We start from the raw sequence: 5,670 nt of genomic DNA, 5'->3' as shown, positions 1-5,670 counted from the left end.
ATTTCCCTTATTTCTGAGGTATGCGCGATAACTGACGTTCCTGGATCGACAATCCTTCCCTGCAAGACTTCCTGAACCGCAGAGAAATTAGGGAAGAAATTAGGGACTGAGCCCTATTTTCCCTGCGGATAAATGGGGACATCTTTGTAAATCGCTTCGCAATTTCCTAAAATGTCCCCATTTTTTGGGGGTCAGGTCTTTAAATTTAGCGTTTTTGCGGAGATCAAATAGCTCCTTACCGCGGCGGCGAGGGCCTCTGCCGCCCTGTCCAGCTCGGCGCGGATGTTTTCTTTCCGGTTTTCTTCGGTCAAAGCGGGATCCCCTCTCGCTCGATGTCGACGGCGATCCGGCGTTCGCGCTTTTTAAGCTGTAGAAAATCCTCTTCCGACAGAATCAGCGTGGAGAGGGAGCGGAGATAGTCAAACTCGATGTCGGCCACCCGGCTCAGCATGGAACGCTTCATCTCCGGCGAGAGACCCCGGACAACAATGGCGATATCCGTGTCGGAATCGGCGCTGAAATCGCCGCGAGCCCTGGAGCCGTAAAGCACCATCTTGACCATGCGGTCGCCGACGATTTCCTGCAAACTTTTCTTCAGATCAATGAGAATCTGTTCCATATTTCGGGGGTCAGATTTCGGGGGTCAGGTCTTTAAATTTAGCGTTTTTGCGGGGGGGTGACCGCAATTATTCCTTTACCCGGTACACCGGGGAATGGGCCTCCGTGTCCCGGCGGTGGGCGGTAAGGTCGGCGGCAACAGTGTCGATTTTTCGGCCAAGTTCATCCCGGACGTCGTCAATTTTCTTGTCAAGTTTGTCATGCACGTCGTCAATTTTCTTGTCGAGTTTGTCATGCACGTCGTCAATTTTCTTATTCAGCGCCCCTACCTTGAAGTCAACTAAATTAATCTTTTCACATAGTTCTTCTCTGGTATCCCTGATTTCCTTATGAAGAGCATCATGGCCTTCCAATACCAACTCAAATTTTCCCCGAATGTCTTCCAGCAGAATCTCCAGATGGTCTTTTTCCATGCTTCACCTCGCAGGTTTCGGGGGTCAGGTCTTTAAAATTAGCGTTTATACAGCTCCGCCCTCTGGATTACACCAGGGGCTTTGAGTAATTGCCGATTATGAAGATTAAGCTACGTTATTCGCAATTAGGGACAGAGCCCCATTTCCCGAAAAGCCGGGAAAAAGGGCTCAGTCCCTAATTGCGGCAGAGGCGCCGTTTAGCTGCACCTCTGCCTGCAACTGCCGGATCTCCTGCGCCAACTGTTCGTACTCTGCGGTCTTGCGCTTCAGAAAAAGGTAGGTCATCCGGGCCTTTTCCTCGATCCCGCAGGGGGTCAGGTTGTATAGATATGCAATTTTATTGTTTGATTTCCGGAAATTCTCGACCTTGATAAAACCCTTGTCGATCAGGGCATTCATGAGGAAGTTGATCTTGCCGACGCTGATCCCCAGCCGGATGGAGAGCTCCCGCTGGCTCATCTCCGGAGAGCGGTCGATCTCGCGGATGATGTGGAGCGTCTCTTCCTTTTCAAGTCGGGCAGCAAGTGAAGCGGGCATCTGTGATCCTGTCGTGACTGGGTGCGTTCATTTAGTGAAGACCGCGGCGAACCTATGCGAAGCGGTCTCGGAAGTCAAGAGATATTTTGGATAAATGGGCCGGGAGGAAATCGGAGCATTGTATTCGGGGTCAGGTCTTTAAATTTAGCGTTTTACCGCATCCTTGATGCGCTTGACATGGCCCCGGCCGAGGCCCTTGACCTCGCAGCCGAGCTCGAAATAGCGGCGGATGGCGGCGTCGTCGAGGATGCCGAAGCAGTCGATGACGGCGACGGGGCGGCCGGTCATCCCAATTACCCAGGCGGGGTCGAGAGCGCGGTAGGCCTCGTGGCGGACGGCGAGGACGACGGCATCGACGCCCTTGAGGGTGGCGGGGAGATCATTTTCCACCCGGCTGTCCTTGAGCTTCTCCTGATTCCGGAAGAACCGCGACCAGGAATGGCCCGGGGCGGGGTAGGACTCCTGCTTCTCCAGCTCCCACCAGTGCTTCACGTAGGGGTCGTGGATGACGATGTCCGCGCCCATCTCCGTGAGCTTGCGGACGACGATCTCCGAGCCGCTGTAGCGGGTGTCGCCCACGTCCTCGCGGTAGGAGGCGCCGAGGATGGCGATTTTCGAGGCGGCGACAACCTTCCCCATGTTCCGCAACGCGTCGCGGACCAGCTCCGCCACGTGGAGGGAACGGGTGTCGTTGATGTCGATCGCCAAAGGCGTGATTTTGAAGATGTCGTCTTCGAAGCCCATCAGGGTCTGGTAGGACCAGACGCCGAGGCCGCCGTCCTTGGGGAGGCAGTAGCCGCCGATTCCGGGGCCGGGGAAGATCATGTTGGAATGCGTGGGGCGCACCTTGATCGCCTCGATCACCTTGATCAGGTCCACGCCGTTGCGCTCGGCAAAAAGGCTCCATTCGTTCAAGAAGGCAAGCGTCGTCGCGCGGTAGGAGTTCTCGACGATCTTGCTCGTCTCGCTTTCGATCGGGCGGTCGAGGACGGTCAGCGGGAACTTCTCGACGTTCAGGATCTCGGAGAGGAACTTCACGACCCTTTCCTTCGCGGGTTCGTTGATCCCGCTGCAGACCCGCCAGAAGTCGCGGATGGAGGCAACGTACTCCCGGCCGGGCATGACGCGCTCGTAGGAATGGGCGAGTAAGGGGTCGGGGCATAAAACATTAGTGCTGAGTGCTGAGGACTGAGTGCTGAGTGAATCAGGACCAAGTGCTAAGGGAGTGGGGCTTGAGAAGCGGCGCTCGAAGGCTTTTTTTAGGATCGGGTAGGCTACGTATTCGGTGGTGCCGGGGGGCACCGTTGTCTCGATAAGGACGAGGCAGTGGGGCTGGATCTTCTCGCCCAGGACTTTGAGGCTCTCCTCCAGCGCGGCGATCTCGGCGTGGCCCTGGCGGCAATTGCCGAGGGTCTCCTTGAAGTAGTCGCACTGGACGTCCACGACGATTACGTCGGCGAGGGAGAGGGCCTCGTAGGTGTAGGTGGCGGTGAGGGTTTTCTTCGTGAGGACACAGCGGGCGATCATCTGGGCGACCTCGGGGTCTTCAGCTTCTACGGGGGCGATGCCACGATTGAGAAGTGGGATTTTCCAGTAGGAACGCGGGGATGGGCGCTGGACGCCGATGACGAATTTGTTGGGTTGGCCGGGGGGGATGATAAGGGAATTAGATTCCCGATTAAAGACTTCGGGAATGACAGGTGTTTTTTGTTCGGGAATGACATTACAATTAGATTCCCGATTAAAGACTTCGGGAATGACAGGTGTTTTTTGTTCGGAAATGACAGATGTTTTTTGAACGGAGTCGGCGACGATACCGGCCATGACGGCGCCTACGAAGCCGACGCCGAGGACTACGACGATTTCATGGCCCTGGGCGCGGTGGTCGGCGACGAGGGCTTGGAGGCGCTGGATTTCAGCAGGTTCCTCCTGCGGAGTGGGCAGGGGAAATTGTTCGCCGGTCGGAGAGACAGAGTACTGAGTGCTGAGGACCGAGTGCTGAGTGTTGAGTGCTGAGGACTGAGTAAAACCAAGTGCTGAGCTTGAGGTCATGGACGGCTCCGTGTGCTATTTTTTTGGGGGGTATGCCGGAGCTCCGGCATAGGTAATGCTATTGAAATAATTGAGAAATTAGCGACACTCAAAAAGTTTTGCCATCTGGAAAAATCAAGTGCTGAGTGAGAGCTTTGAAAATCTATACCCTTTTGTCATTCCCGCGCAGGCGGGAATCTATAAGTTCCCGAAAAGACCAGATTCCCGTTTTCACGGGAATGACAATTAACAACATTTCGGGAGAAATTCAAAGCTCTCTGAGTGCTGAGCAAATTCGGGGGTCAGGTCTTTAAAATTAGCGTTTTCGCGGGTGGGTACCGCAATTATTCCTTTACCCGGTACACCGGGGAATGGGCCTCCGTGTCCCGGCGGTGGGCGGTAAGGTCGGCGGCAACAGTGTCGATTTTTCGGCCAAGTTCATCCCGGACGTCGTCAATTTTCTTATTCAGCGCCCCTACCTTGAAGTCAACTAAATTAATCTTTTCACATAGTTCTTCTCTGGTATCCCTGATTTCCTTATGAAGGGCATCATGGCCTTCCAATACCAACTCAAATTTTCCCCGAATGTCTTCCAGCAGAATCTCCAGATGGTCTTTTTCCATGCTTCACCTCGCAGGTTTTGGGGGGCAAGTTTGGGGGTCAGGTCATGCCAGGGCGGAAGCCGGGTTGAGGAAGCTTTCGATCGCGGTTTGAAGGTTGACGAGCGCGGCGCGGTAGGCCTCCTTCTCGTCATCCGTCCAAGCGGAGTTGTCTATTTCACTGATTTTAGCGGCGGCTTTCACGAGGGCGTCGAGGGCCTGGGCTTGGTTGTTCGGGTCCCTCTTCTGCCTGCCGGCGGGCGCCTTGTCGCGCTTGTCCTTGTAGGTGTCCCAGGCCGTGAGCATTCCGCGCTCCTGCTTCTTGCGGGCAATCTCGATGAGGACGTTCTTCCCGATCTTATGATCGCCCCGGCGAGACCTTTGAAAAACGCCCCTTCTTTGTCATTCCCGCGCAGGCGGGAATCTATAAGTTCCCGAAAAGACCAGATTCCCGTTTTCACGGGAATGACAATTAACAACATTTCGGGAGAAATTCAAAGCTCTCAAGTCGGGCAGCAAGTGAAGCGGGCATCTGTGATCCTGTCGTGTCTGGGTGCGTTCATTTAGTGAAGACCGCGGCGAACCTATGCGAAGCGGTCTCGGAAGTCAAGAGATATTTTGGATAAATGGGGGTCACCCATTAAATTTAGCGTTTTTGCCGGGGGATCATAAAAACTGTTTCGGTAACCCGGCCTGTTTGAGAACGCCGTTTGCGGTGTGGCGCGACCTGATTTTTCCATCCACAGGGAAACGGAGCTTCGTAAGCGGGCTGTACCAGATTTCGTGGTCGCCTTTGCCTTGACGTTCCAGATAGCAATCATTTTCGGAAAGTATTTTTCTTACGGTCGGGGCGTAGTCAGCCATTTTGCGCCTGAGATTTGATTACTTCCTGCCATTTGCCGAGGAGATGAATGGGGATGTCGGTCGCATCCGACCCGCTGATTAAACCGTTTGCCTGGAGCAATTCGGGAATCAGGATCTTCAGCTTTTGCATGAGATGCTCCATGGTGTCGGACTCCGTGATCAGCCCGGGAACATCATTGCTGGAGGCCACCCAGACCCGGGCTTCTTCATCCCAAAAAGCTTCTACGTTGATATCTTTGCTTAACATGTTTGTCTCCTTTTTTTTGGGAGGGGTTGGGAGGGGTCAGGTCTTTAAATTTAGCGTTTTTGCGGGGGGTGTGACCGCAATTATTCCTTTACCCGGTACACCGGGGAATGGGCCTCCGTGTCCCGGCGGTGGGCGGTAAGGTCGGCGGCAACAGTGTCGATTTTTCGGCCTAGTTCATCCCGGACGTCGTCAATTTTCTTGTCGAGTTTGTCATGCACGTCGTCAATTTTCTTGTTCAGCGCCCCTACCTTGAAGTCAACTAAATTAATCTTTTCACATAGTTCTTCTCTGGTATCCCTGATTTCCTTATGAAGGGCATCATGGCCTTCCAATACCAACTCAAATTTTCCCCGAATGTCTT

9 protein-coding genes are annotated in these 5,670 nt (G+C 54.2%); all 9 read right to left on the bottom strand.

The annotated features are described in order from the left end of the window. Positions 1-307: 307 nt before the first annotated feature. Positions 308-619 (bottom strand): nucleotidyltransferase domain-containing protein, encoded by a 312-nt coding sequence (locus M0P74_17890; protein MCK9365458.1) that lies wholly within the window; start codon positions 617-619, stop codon positions 308-310. A 67-nt stretch (positions 620-686) separates the two neighbouring features. Beyond that, the gene (locus tag M0P74_17885) at positions 687-1,031 is read right to left on the bottom strand and encodes a hypothetical protein (GenBank protein MCK9365457.1); all 345 of its coding nucleotides are present in this window, start codon (positions 1,029-1,031) and stop codon (positions 687-689) included. 168 nt (positions 1,032-1,199) lie between these two features. Continuing rightward, positions 1,200-1,568: a MarR family EPS-associated transcriptional regulator gene (locus M0P74_17880; GenBank protein MCK9365456.1), complete on the bottom strand. Its 369-nt coding sequence runs from the start codon at positions 1,566-1,568 to the stop codon at positions 1,200-1,202. A gap of 144 nt (positions 1,569-1,712) precedes the next feature. Then, positions 1,713-3,620, bottom strand: coding sequence for a GDP-mannose dehydrogenase (locus M0P74_17875; protein ID MCK9365455.1), 1,908 nt, complete (start codon positions 3,618-3,620; stop codon positions 1,713-1,715). A gap of 323 nt (positions 3,621-3,943) precedes the next feature. Continuing rightward, positions 3,944-4,222 carry a hypothetical protein gene (locus M0P74_17870; protein ID MCK9365454.1) on the bottom strand — a complete coding sequence of 93 codons (279 nt, stop codon included), beginning with the start codon at positions 4,220-4,222 and terminating at the stop codon, positions 3,944-3,946. Between the two features lie 42 nt (positions 4,223-4,264). Further along, complete coding sequence (locus tag M0P74_17865; protein ID MCK9365453.1) at positions 4,265-4,504, bottom strand: hypothetical protein; 240 nt, start codon at positions 4,502-4,504, stop codon at positions 4,265-4,267. Positions 4,505-4,864: 360 nt separating this feature from the next. Continuing rightward, positions 4,865-5,062, bottom strand: a complete 198-nt coding sequence (locus tag M0P74_17860; protein MCK9365452.1) for a type II toxin-antitoxin system HicA family toxin — start codon at positions 5,060-5,062, stop codon at positions 4,865-4,867. Beyond that, the gene (locus M0P74_17855) at positions 5,055-5,309 is read right to left on the bottom strand and encodes a DUF1902 domain-containing protein (GenBank protein MCK9365451.1); all 255 of its coding nucleotides are present in this window, start codon (positions 5,307-5,309) and stop codon (positions 5,055-5,057) included. Before M0P74_17855 ends, M0P74_17860 begins: the two co-directional genes overlap by 8 nt. Before the next feature lie 80 nt (positions 5,310-5,389). Beyond that, the coding region (locus M0P74_17850; protein MCK9365450.1) for a hypothetical protein at positions 5,390-5,670 on the bottom strand (281 nt) is incomplete at its 5' end.

The organism is Syntrophales bacterium (assembly GCA_023229765.1).
Lineage (GTDB): Bacteria > Desulfobacterota > Syntrophia > Syntrophales > UBA5619 > DYTH01.
This window is presented reverse-complemented; position numbering and strand designations above follow the sequence as displayed.

Excerpts from the sequence above, each read along its gene's own strand:
- M0P74_17890 (MCK9365458.1), bottom strand. The coding sequence starts at position 619 with ATGGAACAGATTCTCATTGATCTGAAGAAAAGTTTGCAGGAAATCGTC.
- M0P74_17885 (MCK9365457.1), bottom strand. The coding sequence starts at position 1,031 with ATGGAAAAAGACCATCTGGAGATTCTGCTGGAAGACATTCGGGGAAAA.
- M0P74_17880 (MCK9365456.1), bottom strand. The coding sequence starts at position 1,568 with ATGCCCGCTTCACTTGCTGCCCGACTTGAAAAGGAAGAGACGCTCCAC.
- M0P74_17875 (MCK9365455.1), bottom strand. The coding sequence starts at position 3,620 with ATGACCTCAAGCTCAGCACTTGGTTTTACTCAGTCCTCAGCACTCAAC.
- M0P74_17870 (MCK9365454.1), bottom strand. The coding sequence starts at position 4,222 with ATGGAAAAAGACCATCTGGAGATTCTGCTGGAAGACATTCGGGGAAAA.
- M0P74_17865 (MCK9365453.1), bottom strand. The coding sequence starts at position 4,504 with ATGCTCACGGCCTGGGACACCTACAAGGACAAGCGCGACAAGGCGCCC.
- M0P74_17860 (MCK9365452.1), bottom strand. The coding sequence starts at position 5,062 with ATGGCTGACTACGCCCCGACCGTAAGAAAAATACTTTCCGAAAATGAT.
- M0P74_17855 (MCK9365451.1), bottom strand. The coding sequence starts at position 5,309 with ATGTTAAGCAAAGATATCAACGTAGAAGCTTTTTGGGATGAAGAAGCC.